This is a genomic window from Herbidospora yilanensis (assembly GCF_001570565.1).
Taxonomy (GTDB): domain Bacteria; phylum Actinomycetota; class Actinomycetes; order Streptosporangiales; family Streptosporangiaceae; genus Herbidospora; species Herbidospora yilanensis.
This window is the reverse complement of sequence record NZ_BBXE01000013.1, coordinates 308,923-323,452: the sequence shown is the minus strand read 5'-3', so window position 1 is coordinate 323,452 and position 14,530 is coordinate 308,923. Positions and strand designations below refer to the sequence as shown.

General features: G+C 72.2%; 17 protein-coding genes. 8 read left to right on the top strand and 9 right to left on the bottom strand.

Annotated features, from left to right (window positions below; translation table 11 throughout):
- Position 1 precedes the first annotated feature (1 nt).
- The 3 genes from AW273_RS01540 to AW273_RS01530 all read right to left on the bottom strand — a co-directional run bounded on the left by AW273_RS01540 (position 2) and on the right by AW273_RS01530 (position 3,335).
- Positions 2-1,648, bottom strand: coding sequence for a monocarboxylic acid transporter (locus tag AW273_RS01540; RefSeq protein WP_062344430.1), 1,647 nt, complete (start codon positions 1,646-1,648; stop codon positions 2-4).
- On the bottom strand, positions 1,645-2,022 hold the full coding sequence (locus AW273_RS01535; RefSeq protein ID WP_063909801.1) for a DUF485 domain-containing protein: 378 nt from the start codon (positions 2,020-2,022) through the stop codon (positions 1,645-1,647). Before AW273_RS01535 ends, AW273_RS01540 begins: the two co-directional genes overlap by 4 nt.
- 83 nt (positions 2,023-2,105) lie before the next feature.
- Entirely contained in the window at positions 2,106-3,335 is a 1,230-nt protein-coding gene (locus AW273_RS01530; protein ID WP_062344428.1) for an amidohydrolase family protein, read from the bottom strand.
- 91 nt (positions 3,336-3,426) lie between these two features.
- Between AW273_RS01530 and AW273_RS01525 the strand changes: the two genes are divergently transcribed.
- From AW273_RS01525 to AW273_RS01515, 3 genes are read left to right on the top strand one after another with little or no spacing between them, the layout of a single operon-like run.
- Complete coding sequence (locus AW273_RS01525) at positions 3,427-3,747, top strand: YciI family protein (protein ID WP_062344426.1); 321 nt, start codon at positions 3,427-3,429, stop codon at positions 3,745-3,747.
- The gene (locus tag AW273_RS01520) at positions 3,747-4,073 is read left to right on the top strand and encodes a YciI family protein (protein ID WP_062344424.1); all 327 of its coding nucleotides are present in this window, start codon (positions 3,747-3,749) and stop codon (positions 4,071-4,073) included. The genes AW273_RS01525 and AW273_RS01520 overlap by 1 nt, the downstream gene beginning before the upstream one ends.
- Before the next feature lie 5 nt (positions 4,074-4,078).
- Complete coding sequence (locus AW273_RS01515; protein ID WP_062344422.1) at positions 4,079-5,302, top strand: RNA polymerase sigma factor; 1,224 nt, start codon at positions 4,079-4,081, stop codon at positions 5,300-5,302.
- On the opposite strand, the gene AW273_RS01510 is transcribed toward AW273_RS01515, so the two are convergent.
- A complete protein-coding gene (locus tag AW273_RS01510) occupies positions 5,299-6,162 on the bottom strand; it encodes an NAD(+)/NADH kinase (RefSeq protein WP_232327014.1) in 864 nt (287 codons plus the stop codon). The two genes, AW273_RS01515 and AW273_RS01510, sit on opposite strands and share 4 nt — an antisense overlap.
- Positions 6,163-6,343: 181 nt before the next feature.
- Between AW273_RS01510 and AW273_RS01505 the strand changes: the two genes are divergently transcribed.
- Genes AW273_RS01505 through AW273_RS01490 form a run of 4 tightly spaced genes read left to right on the top strand, consistent with a single transcriptional unit; the run spans position 6,344 to position 12,427 of the window.
- Positions 6,344-6,775 carry an Hsp20/alpha crystallin family protein gene (locus AW273_RS01505; RefSeq protein WP_062344420.1) on the top strand — a complete coding sequence of 144 codons (432 nt, stop codon included), beginning with the start codon at positions 6,344-6,346 and terminating at the stop codon, positions 6,773-6,775.
- Positions 6,776-6,835: 60 nt separating this feature from the next.
- On the top strand, positions 6,836-9,337 hold the full coding sequence (locus tag AW273_RS01500) for a type 2 lanthipeptide synthetase LanM family protein (protein WP_062344418.1): 2,502 nt from the start codon (positions 6,836-6,838) through the stop codon (positions 9,335-9,337).
- Positions 9,334-9,534: a hypothetical protein gene (locus tag AW273_RS01495; protein WP_062344416.1), complete on the top strand. Its 201-nt coding sequence runs from the start codon at positions 9,334-9,336 to the stop codon at positions 9,532-9,534. The genes AW273_RS01500 and AW273_RS01495 overlap by 4 nt, the downstream gene beginning before the upstream one ends.
- 1 nt (position 9,535) lies before the next feature.
- Positions 9,536-12,427, top strand: a complete 2,892-nt coding sequence (locus AW273_RS01490; protein ID WP_062344415.1) for a helix-turn-helix transcriptional regulator — start codon at positions 9,536-9,538, stop codon at positions 12,425-12,427.
- Here the strand turns inward: AW273_RS01490 and AW273_RS36890 are convergent.
- Genes AW273_RS36890 through AW273_RS36870 form a run of 5 tightly spaced genes read right to left on the bottom strand, consistent with a single transcriptional unit; the run spans position 12,424 to position 13,223 of the window.
- On the bottom strand, positions 12,424-12,579 hold the full coding sequence (locus tag AW273_RS36890; RefSeq protein ID WP_156045245.1) for a hypothetical protein: 156 nt from the start codon (positions 12,577-12,579) through the stop codon (positions 12,424-12,426). The two genes, AW273_RS01490 and AW273_RS36890, sit on opposite strands and share 4 nt — an antisense overlap.
- A gap of 18 nt (positions 12,580-12,597) precedes the next feature.
- Positions 12,598-12,747: a hypothetical protein gene (locus AW273_RS36885; protein WP_157555517.1), complete on the bottom strand. Its 150-nt coding sequence runs from the start codon at positions 12,745-12,747 to the stop codon at positions 12,598-12,600.
- Between the two features lie 13 nt (positions 12,748-12,760).
- On the bottom strand, positions 12,761-12,910 hold the full coding sequence (locus AW273_RS36880) for a hypothetical protein (RefSeq protein WP_157555516.1): 150 nt from the start codon (positions 12,908-12,910) through the stop codon (positions 12,761-12,763).
- Positions 12,911-12,931: 21 nt separating this feature from the next.
- Positions 12,932-13,072 (bottom strand): hypothetical protein, encoded by a 141-nt coding sequence (locus AW273_RS36875; RefSeq protein ID WP_157555515.1) that lies wholly within the window; start codon positions 13,070-13,072, stop codon positions 12,932-12,934.
- A gap of 10 nt (positions 13,073-13,082) precedes the next feature.
- Positions 13,083-13,223, bottom strand: a complete 141-nt coding sequence (locus tag AW273_RS36870) for a hypothetical protein (protein ID WP_157555514.1) — start codon at positions 13,221-13,223, stop codon at positions 13,083-13,085.
- A 199-nt stretch (positions 13,224-13,422) separates the two neighbouring features.
- Here AW273_RS36870 and lxmK point away from each other — a divergent pair, with 199 nt between their 5' ends.
- Positions 13,423-14,529, top strand: coding sequence for a class V lanthionine synthetase subunit LxmK (gene lxmK / locus AW273_RS01485; protein ID WP_062344414.1), 1,107 nt, complete (start codon positions 13,423-13,425; stop codon positions 14,527-14,529).
- The last annotated feature ends 1 nt before the right edge of the window (position 14,530 follow it).

Below are 14,530 nucleotides of genomic sequence, written 5' to 3'. Positions count from 1 at the left end.
GCTAACGAGCACCACCGACATTCTTCGCGGGCTGCCCGTGGGCCCCGGCGCCGGTGAGGGCGCGCACCGACAGTTCCGAGTAGCGGCCCGGATCCGACTTCTCCCCGCTCAGCAGCGTCCCGGCGACCGCGCACAGGAACGCGAACGGGATCGACACCAGACCCGGGTTCTCCAGCGGGAACACGTGGAAGTCGACCGGCGGCGGCAGCAGCGACCTCGGGCCGCCCGACACCACCGGTGACAGCGCCACGAGCGCGATCGAGCCCAGCAGTCCGCCGTAGATCCCGCACACCACCCCGGTCGAGTTGAAGCGCCGCCAGAACAACGACAACACGATCGCGGGCAGGTTCGCCGAGGCGGCCATCGCGAAGGCCAGCGCGACCAGGAACGCCACGTTCATATCGCGTACCAGCACGGCCAGGAAGACCGCGAACACGCCGATGACGAACGCGGAGAAGCGGGCCACCGCGACCTCCTGCGACTCCTTCGGCTTGCCGAACATCAGCACGTGCCCGAAGAAGTCGTGGGCCAGCGACGTCGACGACGCCAGCACCAGCCCGGACACCACGGCGAGGATCGTCGCGAACGCCACCGCGCCGATGAAGGCGAGCAGGATCTCGCCGCCGACCGGGCCGGCCACCGACGCGCCGACCGCCTGCGCGAGTTGCAGCGCCGCCGTGTTGCCCGACGGGTCCTGGGCGGTGATGGCCTCCTGGCCGACCAGCGCGGTCGCCCCGAATCCGAGCGCGAGGGTCATCAGGTAGAAGGCGCCGACCAGGCCGATCGCCCAGTTCACCGACGTGCGGGCGGCGCGTGCGTCGGGGACGGTGAAGAACCGGCCGACGATGTGCGGCAGCCCGGCGGTGCCGAGCACCAGCGCGACCGCCAGGCTGGCGAAGTCGAGTTTGCCGACGATGCCGTCGGCGTCCTTGGCGTAGCGCTGGCCGGGGTTGAGGAACTCGCCGGGCCGGCCGCTGCGGGCGTCGGCCGCGCCCAGCATCTCGCTCAGGTTGAAGCCGAACCTGCTGAGCACCAGGACGGTCAGCGCGGTGGTCCCGGCCATCAGCAGCACGGCCTTGATGATCTGCACCCAGGTGGTGCCCTTCATGCCGCCGTAGCTGACGTAGAAGATCATCATCATGCCGACGACCAGGATCGTGATGACCTGGGCGGCCTCCGGCGAGATGCCCATGAACGTCTCGCCCGGGTGGATGCCGAGCAGCAGCGAGACCAGCGCGCCCGCGCCGACCATCTGCGCGACCAGGTAGAACACCGACACGGTCACCGTCGAGACGGCGGCGGCGGTGCGCACCATCGGCCGCCTGCCCACCCGGTAGGACAACACGTCGGCCATGGTGAACCGGCCGGCGTTGCGCATCAGCTCGACCAGCAGCAGCGTCAGCAGCCACGCCACCAGGAAGCCGATCGAGTAGAGGAACCCGTCGTAGCCCGACAACGCGATGATGCCGGCGATGCCCAGGAACGAGGCCGCCGACATGTAGTCGCCGGCGAGGGCCAGGCCGTTCTGCGCGCCGGAGAACGCCCGGCCGCCGGCGTAGAAGTCGTCGGTGCCCCTGGTGTTGACGCGGGCCCAGATCGTCACCCCGAGGGTGATCACGATGAAGACGGCGAACAGCCCGATGGTCATCGGCGCGTCCAGTTCTCGATGCGGTGGCGCTCGGCCAGGATGCGGCGTTCCCGTTCGCGTTCGGCCTGGCGCTGACCGGCCTCGTCGCGCAGCTCGGCCGACAGCGGGTCGAGCTTCCGCCGGGCGTACCGGGTGTAGCGCCAGGCCAGCGCGAACGTCGAGACGAACTGGAGCACCCCGAGCAGCAGCGCGACGTTGACGTTGCCGATCGCGGGCATGGCCATGAAGTCGCGGGCGAACGCCGACAGGGCGATGTAGAGGAAATACCAGCCGAGGAACGCTCCAACGATCGTCAGCGCCAGTCGCCGGAAGCGTGTTTTGAGCAGGCGGAACCGCTCGTCGGTCGCCAGCCCGGCCAGGTCGTCCGCCTGCACGGGGCCTCCATCAGGGGAAAGGTCTCTTGCGGTGACCGTCCGTACACGCGTCACTCCGCACCGAGACCTCACCATAAAGGGGGTTACGCCGATTTTCCGGGGAACGCGGGAAAGTGGGTCCGGGACTTCGTCGAGGCGATCACCCGGCCGCCCACGACGACGTGCCGGGGCGGGTTGTGGCGGGTCAGCGCCTCCCTGATCGTCGTGCCGTCGAGGACGACGAAGTCGGCCGCGGCGCCCTCCTTCAAACCGCCGGACTCCCGGCCGATCACCTGGGCGGCGGTGGTGGTGACCATGTCGTACAGGTCGTCGAGGCGGTCCGGGCCGAGGAGGTGCGCGGCCAGGAAGGCGACCTCCAGGAGGTTGTGGCGGCCGAACGGGTAGTAGGCGTCCTCGATGTCGTCCTGGCCCAGCGCGACCGGGATCCCGGCGTCGGTCAGGGGGAGGACCGGCAGGTGGAGCGGGCCGGTGTGCGGGTCGCTGACCAGCCCGAGGCCCGCCTTGGCGAGCAGCCCGGTCAGCCGGCGCAGGTAGGGCTCGGGGTAGAGGGCCATCGCGCGGGCGTGCTGGGCGCTCGCCCGGCCGGTCATGTCCTGCGCGAGGAGCTCGGCGGCCAGGGTCTCGGTGGTGCGCAGGCCGGGGTCGCCCGCGTCGTCGACGAGCATCGCGACCCGCCTGCCGGTGCGCTTCGCCAGCGCGACCATGCGCCTCACGTGCTCGGCGGCGTCGGCGTCGGTGAACTCGATCCACGGGATCCCGCCGACCACGTCGGCGCCGAGGCCGACCGCCCGCTCGACGAGCTCCTCGGTGCCGGGGGCCTTCAGCAGGCCGTCCTGGGGGAAGGCGACGACCCTGACGTCCACGAACTCCCGGAACTCCTCCTTCAGCGCCAGCAGGGCCCGCACCCCGGTCAGCCCGGCCACCGGGTCGACGTCGGCGAAGGCCTGCACCGCCCGCACCCCGTGGCGGACCGACTCGACCAGGGCCGACCGGGCGCGTTCGGTGACGGCCTCCTCGGTCTGGCCGGCCTTCACGGCCGAGGCGCCGTCGATGGCGTCCATGGCCGCGCCCATGGTCCCCTTCGTGTACGCCGCCAGCGGCCCCCCGCCCGCCAGGTCGAGCGTGTGGACCTTGCAGAGGTGGAGGTGGGCGTCGACGAAGGGCTCGGTGACCAGGTTGCCCTCGGCGTCGAGGGCGGGGGCGGCGGGGGTCGTGCCGGAATCGGGGCCGATCGAGGTGATGCGGCCCCGCTCGGCGGTCAGCGACCACCGGCCCGGGCGGCCGCGGAGGGCGGCGTTGTGCACGATGAGCATGCGGAATATTTTCCCGGCTCCGGTGTCCATCTGAAGAGGACCCGTTCGTCGTCATCCCGTCAGACCACAAGAACCAAGGAGCGTCGGCTCGATGAAATACATGCTCTTGATCTACAGCGGCGGCGCGGCGGGCGACTTCGCGGCCTGGATGGACTACGACAAGTCGGTCAAGGAAGCCGGCGTCTACGTCTCCGGCGAGTCCCTGACCGACATCGCCCAGGCCACCACCGTCCGCGTCGACGGCGCCGAGCGGGTCGTGACCGACGGCCCGTTCGCCGAGAGCCGGGAGGTGCTCGGCGGCTACTACGTCCTCGACGTCCCCGACAGGGAGACCGCCCTCGACTGGGCGGCCCGCTGCCCCGGCTCGTGGGAGGGCGGCGCGGTCGTGCTGCGGGAATGCGAGCAGTTCTGATGAAGTACATGTTGCTGATCCACGGCGCGAGCGACGCCTGCACTCCGCAGGAGTGGGGCGACTACGACAAGTCGCTGCGCGACGCCGGCGTCCACGTCGACGGCAACCCGCTGGGGGAGCCGTCCCTGTCGACCGCCGTCCACATCTCCGCCGACGGCGAGAAGGTCGTCACCGACGGCCCCTACGCCGAGGCCCGTGAGGTGCTCGGCGGCTACTACATCATCGACGTGCCCGACCTCGACGCCGCCACCGACTGGGCGGCCCGCTGCCCCGGCGCCCGGCACGGCGGCTCGATGGTGGTGCGGCCGATCATCGAGTACACCTGACCTCCATGACCGGCGACGTCAACGCGTCGGTCGAGGCGATCTTCCGCGAGGAGCGCGGCCGGTTGCTGGCCGCGCTCGTCCGGCGGTTCGGCGACCTCGACCTGGCCGAAGAGGTGACCTCCGAGGCGATCGAGGCGGCCCTCGTCCACTGGCCCGCCGACGGAGTCCCGGCCAGCCCGGGGGCCTGGCTGATGACCACCGCCCGCCGCCGCGCCGTCGACCGGCTGCGCCGCGACAGGACCTACGCCGCCCGGCTGGCCCTGCTCCAGGTGGAGGTGGACCGGACGGGGCCGCCGGTCTTCGAGGGCACCCTGCCCGACGAGCGGCTGCGCCTGTTCTTCACCTTCGCCCACCCCGCTCTCCCCGAGGCCGACCGGGGCGCGCTGACGCTGCGCTACCTGGCCGGCCTGACCACCGCCGAGGTGGCGCGGGCCTACCTGGTGCCGGTGGAGACCATGGCCAAACGCCTGGTCAGGGCCAAGAAGAAGATCAGCGTGGCGCGGATCCCCTTCCGCGTGCCGGAACCCCACGAGCTCCCGGCCCGCCTGCCCGGCGTGCTCCAGGCGATCTACTCGATCTTCACCGAGGGCTACGCCGCCAGCGCCGGCCCCGACCTCGTCCGCCACGACCTGGCCGAGGAGGCGCTGCGCCTGGCCCGCATCCTGCACCGACTTCTGCCGGGGGAACGCGAGGCCACCGGCCTGCTGGCGCTGATGCTGCTCACCCACGCCCGCCGCGCCGCCCGCACCGGCCCCGACGGCGGGCTGGTCCTCCTCGAAGACCAGGACCGCTCCCGGTGGGACCGCGCCATGATCGACGAAGGCGAGCCCCTGGTCGTCACCGCGCTGACCGGCGGCCCGCCCGGCCCCTACGGCGTGCAGGCCGCCATCGCCGCCCTGCACGACGAGGAGCCCACCGACTGGCCCCAGATCGTCAGCCTGTATGACGTCCTCCGGTCGCTGGCCCCGTCGCCGGTGGTCGACCTCAACCGCGCGGTCGCCGTCGCCATGCGCGACGGCCCGGAGGCGGGCCTGGCCCTGCTCGACGCCCTGGCGGGGGAGCCCCGGCTGCGCGGCCTGCACGTCTATCCGGCCGCCCGGGGCGAGCTGCTGCGCCGGCTGGGCCGTCCGGCCGAGGCGGCGGGGGCGTTCCGCGAGGCCCTGGAGCTGGTCGGCAGCGAGCCGGAACGCCGCCACCTGCTGGCCCGGCTCGCCGACGTGACGCGCTAGTCGACCTCGGCGCTCCCGTTGACGCGCAGTTTCCGCCGGGCCCGCTCGTAGAAGGAGGTCGCCCCGAACCGCACCACCCGGGCCGCCGCCCGGACCGCCGTCACGGTGATCCGGTGCCCGGGAGACAGGTGCCCGGCGATCGTCCCGTCGACCTCGACCGCGATGTGCCCGCTGGTCGGCAGCACCTCCAGCGTCACCTCCTCGTCGGCCGACAACACCAGTGCCCGGTTGAACGTCGAGTGTGCCGCCGCCGGCACCACGAGGAACCCCTCGACGTTGGGCGAGACGATCGGCCCCCCGGCCGAGAAGCTGTAGGCCGTCGACCCGGTCGAGGTCGCCACGATCACCGCGTCGGCCGCCAGCCGTACGAACGGATGGCCCGCCACCGAGACCGCCACGGCCGCCATCCCGTCGCCGGGGTGCCGGACCAGGGCGATGTCGTTGAACGCCAGCACCTCGCCGTGGTCGGGCAGCAGCGTCCGGACGGCCATGCGCGCCTCGACGAAGTGTTCGTGGGCGTCGATGGCCGTCAGCGCCGGGGGCAGCTCCTCGACGTCGATCTCGGCGAGGAAGCCCAGTTTGCCCAGGTTGACCCCGAGCACCGGCGTCGGCAGGCCGGCGATCAGCCGCATCGTCCGGAGCATGGTCCCGTCGCCGCCGAGGCTGACCATCAGGTCGGACCGCGCGGCCAGTTCGGCGGGGCCGACGGGCAGGGCGCTGCAGTCGATCCGCCCGACCTCCTCGGGCAGCCCGAGCACCGTCACGCCGCGTCCGCGAGCCCATTCGATGATCGTGTCGATGGCCTCTTTGGAGTCGCGGCGCGGATGCAGGACCAGCCCGACCGTCTTCACCATGCCCATCCGCCCACTGTAGATCGCCCCTGTCCGGACGGTGAATCCACCTCAAAGGCTGGGGGGGTCGCCCCTCGTCACCTGTCGCCGGGACCAAAGGCCCTACCGCCTGGACGGGTGTTTCCGCAGGCTGGAGGGGTAGCGGGCGATACGCCCGCGGCAATCGACGCGCAAAGCGTGGAGGTGGGCCATGAGCACGCTCATGCGCCGGGAGAAGGCACTGCTGCCCGACATCTTCGATCTGTTCGAGAACCCGTTCCTGGGCTTGCGGGCGATGCAGCAGCCCGTACGGTTCGAGGACGTCATGCGGGACGGCGAATACGTCCTGCGGGCCGAACTGCCCGGCGTCGACCCGGAGAAGGACGTCGAGGTCACGGTGGCCGACGGGATTCTGACCGTACACGCCGAACGGCACCGCGAGGAGTCGGACGCGGAGCACAGCGAGTTCAGGTACGGCAGCCTGACCCGCTCCGTGGCGCTGCCGCCGACGGCGATGGAGGAAGAGGTCACCGCCGTCTACGACAAGGGGATCCTGGAGGTCACCGTCAAGCTGGGCGAGACCAAGAAGGAGTCGGCCACGCGGGTGCCCATCACCGGTCCCAAGGAGACTCCCCGGAAGTGAACCCGGGTTCCCGGGCACGACCGGGACATTCCGGGACTTCAGGTCGACATAATCGCGGGCGTGACGCACCCTTTCTCCGCCGTCGTCGAACCCGTCGCCCGCCGTGCCGCCGACCGGCTGGTGGCCGCGTATCCCGGAGCGGCCGCGTTCGCCGAGGCCTTCGCGGCGGATCTCGTGGGCCGGTTGTCGGAGCGGGCCGCGCCGGCGCTGGCCGTACGGCTGGCCGAGGCCGGAGATCGGGGCGAGTTGCCGGGGGCGACGCCGGAGGAGAGGTACGCCGGCTTCGCCCGGCGGGCCGCGCGTGAGCCGGACCCGGCCGTGGCCGACCTGGCCGACCTGGCGTTACGCCACGCGATGGAGTTGCTGGACCGGTTCCGGCGGGACGAGAGGGCCGTGCGCGGCCTGATGCCGGGAGAAGCGGGAGGGCCGGTGGCGTTCTCGGCCGCCGGTGATCCGCATTCCGGTGGCCGGTCGGTCTCGGTGGTGCGGTTCGCCTCGGGGGCCCGGGTCGTCTACCGGCCGCGACCGGTCGAGGCGCATCTGTGCCTGAACGCCGCGATCGGCTGGCTGAACGGCCGGGTGCCCGGCCTCGGGCTGCGTACGCTCCGGGTCGTCGCCCGTGAGGAGCACGGCTGGGTCGAGTTCGCCGAGGCGCGGCCCTGCGCGTCCGCGGCGGAGGTGGCGCGGTTCCATCGCCGGATGGGGGCGCTGCTCGCGCTGGCGCACGCGCTGGACACGATCGACCTCCATTTCGAGAACGTCGTCGCGGCCGGCGACCAGCCCGTCGTCGTCGACGCCGAGACGCTGTTCCACCCTGTGCTGAGCGCGGACGCGGCCGATCCGGCCCACGACGCGCTCGTGCGTTCGGTCGACCGGACCGCGATTCTGCCCAGGTTGCTGATCGGCGACCAGGCGGTCCAGGACGTCTCGGCGCTGGGCGGCGACCCAGGGGTGCACGCCTATTCGGGGATCGTGTGGGAGGACCGCGACACCGATCTGATGCGGCCGGTGCGCGGGCCGCGTCCGTTCGCGGGGGCCGCCAATCGTCCCCGGCTCGACGGGCGGCCTGCCGACCCCGCCGCGTACGTGGACGACCTGGTCGGTGGCTTTCGCGCGGCCTATGACGCCATCGCGGAGGGGCGGCACGACCTGGACCGGTTGTTGTTCCCCCGGTTCGGGCCCATGCGGGTGCGACTGCTTCTGCGGCCCACCCGAATCTATTCCGAGCTGTTATGGGAATCCGCCCTTGACGACTCAGGTAAGCGCGCACTTTCCCTGCTCATGGAGCTGTCGGGGCACGATGCCCTCCAGCGGGCGGCGGCGCCGTTCGAGGCAGAGGGCATAAATTCATGCGATGTCCCCTATTTCTGGACATCGCCGGATTCCCTTACGATCTACGCTGGGGACGGCATCGGGGTGCCGTGGAAGTTGGCCCGCACGGGCCGTGAATCGGTGGGCGAGAAGCTGACGGGGCTGGGGCCTGCCGACCGGGGCAAGCAGGAGTGGATCATTCGCGCGTCACTGGCAACGCGGGCGGGGGCCCCAAGCCATGACCCGAAGGGGGTCGATGGCGATCCGCCACGCCCCGATCAGCCGTCCGAAGCCGAGACCGGAGATTATCTGGCGGCGGCCGTCAAGATCGCCGATGAACTGCTCGCGAGCGCGCACCGCCGGGGCGCGGCCGTCAACTGGCTGGGGCTGGAGGCCGACGACGAGGGCGGCCTCGCCGTCATGCCCCTGGGCGGCGGTCTGGCCTCCGGCTATCTCGGCGTGGCGCTGTTCCTGGCCCAGGCCGGCACGGTCACCGGGCGCGGCGACTTCCTGGAGACCGCGCGGCAGGCCCTCTCCCCGTCGCCCGCGCTGCTGGACGCCCTGGCCGCCGAACCGCTGCTGGCCGAGATCGTGGGGTGCGGCGGGTTCGGCGGGCTGGGCGGCATGGCCTACGGCCTGGCCCAGATCGGGCACCTGCTCGGCGACGCGGAGGTGCTCGCGTGGTCCGGCCGGGCGGTCGAGCTGGCCGAGGCGACGATCTCCGAGCGCAGCGCCCTCGACGTGCACGACGGGCTGGCCGGGTGCCTGGCGGCGATGCTCGCCATCGGGGCGGAGACGGTCGCGGCGGCCTGCGCCGACCTGCTGACCGGCCGGGACCTGCCGCCGGATCTGCCCGACGGCTTCGCGTTCGGACGGGCCGGCATCGCCTGGGCGCTCGGCCGGTACGGGCTCGACGTCCCGATCGGCCCGGTCGAGGGCCACACCTGGTGCGGCGGGCTGCTGACCCGCCGGACGGCCCCGCCCAGCGTGCTCCTGCCCGACGACAGCCTGTGCCACGGACGTGTGGGCAGGCTCGGAGTGCCCGAACTCCAGGAACGTGAGGGCCCTTCGGTGCTCGCGTCCCTGCGCCGCCACGGAGCACGATGCGCCACTCCCGGCCACGTCTCCACACCCGGCCTGCTCCTCGGGCTGGCCGGGATCGGGCACGGTCTGCTGCGGCTGGCCGCGCCCGGACAGATTCCATCGGTGCTGTTGCTGCACCCCTTTCGAGAGGCGACGAAGAACAGATGAACACTGAGCAGAATCCGGTGCTCGCGGCCGGCGCGCGGCTGGCCAACATCAGGCCGCTCACCCGGGCGCTCGTGCTGGCGGGGCTGACCGCGGGCGCGACCCTGATCCTTAAGTCGCCCGACACCGCCGCGGGCGCGACCATCGCGCTCGGACTTGAGGGCGACCCCGTCAACCCCGTCTCGGTGTCGCACAAGTAACGTGTCCAGGTCGCCGGTCCTGATCGGGCGGGAACCCGAGAAAGCGCTGTTCGACAGGTGTCTGGAGCAGGTCGGGGACGGTCGCGGGAAGACCGTCTTCCTGGTCGGCGATCCCGGCATCGGGAAGTCCCGGTTGACGTCGGAGGTGCTCCGGCGGGCCGGTGACCTGGGGCTGGTGAGCCTGCGCGGGCGGGGTAGCGCGGTCAGCGCGGACATCCCGTTCAAGCCGCTGAGCGAGGCGTTGTTCTCGCTCGCCCGGTCGCGCAGGCCGCCCGACGATCCGCTGTTGCGGCCCTATCTCCCTGCGTTGACGACGCTGGTGCCCGAGTGGCGGGAGGAGGGGGGCGCGCGGCGGCTGGAGTCGGCGGTCATCCTCGCCGAGGCCGTGTTGCGGCTCCTGACCGTTCTCGGACGGGAGTCGCGCGGCGGCGTGCTGGTGCTGGAGGACCTGCACGACGCCGACGCGGGCACGCTGGGCGTGGTCGAATACCTGGCCGACAACCTCGCCGACGTGCCGGCGTTGCTCCTGGTGAACCTGCGCGGGCACGCCGGCCCGGCGCGGACCGTGGCCGACGACTGCGCCCGCCGCCAGGTGGCGGAGGTCGTCGAGTTGCCGCCGCTGTCGCCCGACGAGACCCGCCGGCTCGTCGCGGCCTGCCTGGCACGGCCGGACGAGTTGCCGGACGTGCTGCCGGACGGAGTGATGGACCGCCTCGTGGCCGAGACGGACGGCGTGCCGTATTTGGTCGAGGAGTTCGTCGACGCCCTGAAAGACGACCCGGGCGCGCGGGGGCCGAACTCGGCGGCGCGCGGGATCGCGGCGCGCATGGCGACGCTCGTGCCGGCGGCGCACGAGCTGCTGCTGACCGGGGCGGTGTTCGGGAACCGCTTCCCGGTGCCGGTCATCCAGGACGTCTCCGGCCTCGACGACCGGGGGGTCGAGGCGATCCTGCGGGCGGCCACCACGGCGCGGCTCGTCGTGCCCGACGAACCGGCCGGGGAATGGTACGCCTTCCGCCACGCCCTGACCGCCGAGGCGTTGTCGGCGGAGCTGATCCCGGCGGAGCGGGCCCGGCTGGCCCGCCAGGCGGCCCGGTCGGTCGAACGCCTGTATCCGGGGCTCCCGGACGAGTGGCTCCAGATCGCCGCGAGCCTGCGGCTGACGGCCGGTGAGGTCCACACGGCCGGGGCGTTGCTGGCCGAGGCGGGCGAACGTTACCTGAACGGCGGCGCCGCCGACGTCGCGGCGACCCTGCTCGAACGGGCCGACCGGCTCCAGGAGGGCGGCCCCGCCCCGGCGCGGGCCCACACGCTCCAGCGGTTGCTGCACGCGCTGACCGAGGGCGGCCGGGCCGACCGGGCGCTGGAGCTGGCCAGGGAGTGCGCGTCCGACGACCTGTCGATGGGGCTGTGGCAGGAGGTCGACCTGCGCACCAAGCTGGCGTGGGTGGCCGCCGAGATCGGCGAGTTGCCCGCCGGGCGCGCCCACGTGGCGGCCGTGCGGCGGTCGCTGGAGAGCCTGCCCGACGAGGCGCGCGGCGCCGCGATCGACGTGATCGAGGCGCAGTTGTTGTTCCCCGACCACGGCGTCAACGAAGCCGGGCCGGCCGAGATGGCCGCCGCCGAGGCGCTGTCGCGACGCGCCGCCGAGGTGGCCGAGCGGCTGCCGCTGCCCGAGGTGGCCTGCCAGGCGTGGGAGCGGCTGGCCATGCTGACCAGGGTGCACGGGTTCGGCGAGCCCGACCGGTGCCTGACCCGGATGAAGGCCATCGCCGAGGTGCACGGGCTGAGCCTGTGGCGGTTGCGGGCGATGTACCGGCTGGCGGCCAACCACAACATGCGTACCGGGGAGAGCGATCCGCTTGAGGAGGTGCTGCGGGCGGCCACCCAGGCGGGCGCGATCAGCCTGGTGCACAGCGCGGAGGCGTCCCTGGTGATGACGCGGGTGCTGCGGGCGGAGTACAAGAGCGCCGCCGAGACCGCCGCCGCGTGCGTCGAGACCACGATCCGGCTGGGGCACACGGCCTACACCCAGTATCTGCTGATGGCGCAGGCGACACTGGCCGCCCACCAGGGGCGGCGCGAGGCCATGGAGCACGCCCTGGCCGATTTCCGCAGGTGGGGCGGTGAGCAGAGCCTGCACACCCCGGTCGTGTACGGCCTCTGCCAGGCGTTCTGCGCCCTGCTGGAGGAGGACCGCGACCAGGCGGCGGAGTTGCTCGCCAGGGCACGCGCGTGGGAGGACGAACATCCCACGCTCTACTACATGACGGGCCGCTACGGCCTGGCCGTGCTGCTGGGCGCGCTCGCCGGCGAGCTCACCCTCGACGACTGGGCGGCCGTGCACGCCCAGCCGGCCGCCGAACTGCGGTGGAACCGGCACTTCCTGCTGCTCGCCCGCGCGGTGTTGCTGGGCGGGCGGGGCGAGCACGCGGCGGCCGGGCGGACGATGGCGGAGGCGCGGGCGGCCGGGGAGCCGTTCCCGCAGGCGGCGCACCTGGGGGCGCGGCTGGTCGCGGAGGCCGCGCTGGCCGACGGATGGGGCGAGCCGGTGGTGTGGTTGCGGGCGGCCGAGGACCACTTCCACGAGGCGGGCGTGACGGCGGTGACGGCGGCCTGCCGCACGTTGCTGCGCCAGGCGGGGGCGGCGGTGTCGTACCGTCGGCCCGGGCGGGAGGGGGTGCCCGGCGAACTGCGCAACCTCGGCGTGACCGTGCGCGAGCACCAGGTTCTGATGTTGCTCGCCGAACGGCTCGGCAACGTCGAGATCGGCCGACGACTTTTCATCTCACCGCGGACGGTGGAGAAGCACGTGGCCAGCCTGCTGGCCAAGACCGGGCTTTCCAACCGGGGGGCGCTGGGGGACCACGCCGCGGTGCTGCGCGATTCCTAGTAGGACCAGGAGTAGGACCAGGAGACGGTGAGGGTCCAGGTGACCGTCACGGTCGCGCTGATCGATTCGGCGTCGCGGCTCGCGATCTGCCGCTCGTGCAGGATGGCCTCGGTGGAGGCGTAGTTGGCGTATCCGGCGATGAGGTCGTTCATTCGCCCGTTTCCTTTCGGTCAGATGGAGAAGGAGATGGAATTGCTGTGGGTGAAGCTGAAGGTCACCGAGAAGAAGAGACCCGCTTCGAGAACACGCCCGGCGGCCTGTTCCCGCAGGATCGCCTCGGCCGAGGCATAGTTCGCGTATCCGGCGACGAGCTCGTGCATCGGGACCTCCTGGTCAGAGGCTGATCGTGACCGTGATGGTCAGCGAGATCGTGATGGTGAGCGTGAACAGGCCGGTCTCGGGCTCACGGGCGGCGAGCTGCCGCTCCTGGAGGATGGCCTCGGTGGAGGCGTAGTTGGCGTAACCGGCGATCAGCTCGGACATGGTCTTCCTTTCTCAGCAGGTTCAGAGGGAGGAGGTGGGGGTGACGGAGATGGTGACGGTGAACCAGAGGGTCCACTCGATCCAGCGGCCGGCCTCGGAACGTTCCTGGAGCACCGCCTCGGTGCTGGCGTAATTGGCGTAACCCGCGATCAGCTCGGACACGGCGCGCCCCTCAGATCCAGATCGAGGTGGTCGTCGTGGAGAGCGTGACGGTGTACGACGTGATCGGCCACCACTCGGCGGTCGTGTTCTCGCTCAGGACCGATTCGGTGCTGGCGTAGTTCGCGTATCCCGCGATGAGTTCGCTGGACATGAGATCTCCTTCCTTCGGAACAAAGGAAACTAGGCCGCCGGTCCTGGCGAAATGACGAGGATTTGCGCGCCCGCGTCACCGGCCGACTGCCATTCGGGAACACCGGCCGGCAAGGATCTGTCAGGCATCTGCCATATGCCTGCTGCCGGTGCTTTCCTGGGATGTCGCGGGGCCTTTCCGCGTCCATAGATTTCGGCGCATGGACGTGAAAGAGGAAACACAGACGACCCGGCTGGTCGCGGCCCGGCCGGTGTCGCGCCCGGAGGAGTTCGTCCAGGCGGTCGCCTCGCTCAGCGGGGCCACGCCCATCGTGGAGGGCATGCGCGGCTTCCTCGGCCGCAACGACAACTGGCTGGTGCCGACCGCCGAGGGACCCGACCTGTTCGTCAAGCGCCTGCGGGGGGACCGCGCGCACGCCGCCGCCCGGATGGACCGGGTGCTGGCCTTCCAGCGGCTGATCGCCGGCCGTGCGACGGCCGAGCTGCGGGTGCCGGCCTTCCACGGCGCCGACGCCGGCGAATGCCTGCTGGTCTTCGAGTACGTGCCGGACTCCCGCGCCGCCTCCGACCTGCTGGCGGCCGGGGAGCTCGACGTCGAGCTGGCCCACCGGATGGGCCGGGTGCTGGGCGAGGTGCACTCGCTGCCGCGCGCCGAGGACCTGCCCGAGTCGGCCGACGACCGCCGGGCCAACGCCTTCTACGCGCTGAGCCCCGAGGACTACGCCAACTGCAGCGGCGGCGAGGTCGAGGCGTGGGCGCTGCTCCAGCACGACAAGGTGCTGGTCGAGGCGCTCGCCGCGCTGCACCGGGTCTCGGCCGCCGCCCCCGCCACCGTCACCCACGGCGACCTGCGCCTGGACCAGTTCCTGTGCTCCGGCGACGACCTGTACGTCATCGACTGGGAGGAGTTCCGGCACCACGACCCGGCCCGGGACGTCGGGGCCTTCGCGGGCGAGTTCGTGCACCACGCGGTGGCGCGCATGTTCCGCGAGCTCGACCTGGACACGGGCCTGTCGCCGGGCGCCGCCCACGAGGCGATCGTCGCCGCGGGCGACCGGCACCTGTCGGCCGTGCGCGAGCACATCCGCCGCTTCTGGCAGGGCTACCGGGAGGTCGCCGAGCCGGACGAGGGCCTGGCCGTGCGGGCCACCGGCTACATCGGGTGGCACTTCTTCGACCGGCTGCTCGCGGGCGCCGTGCACGGCGCGCGGCTCAGCGCGGTGGAGCGCGGCATGGCCGGGATCGGCCGCAACGCGCTCACGACGCCGGAGAAGTTCGCCCCCACCATCGGCCTTGGAGAGAACTGAT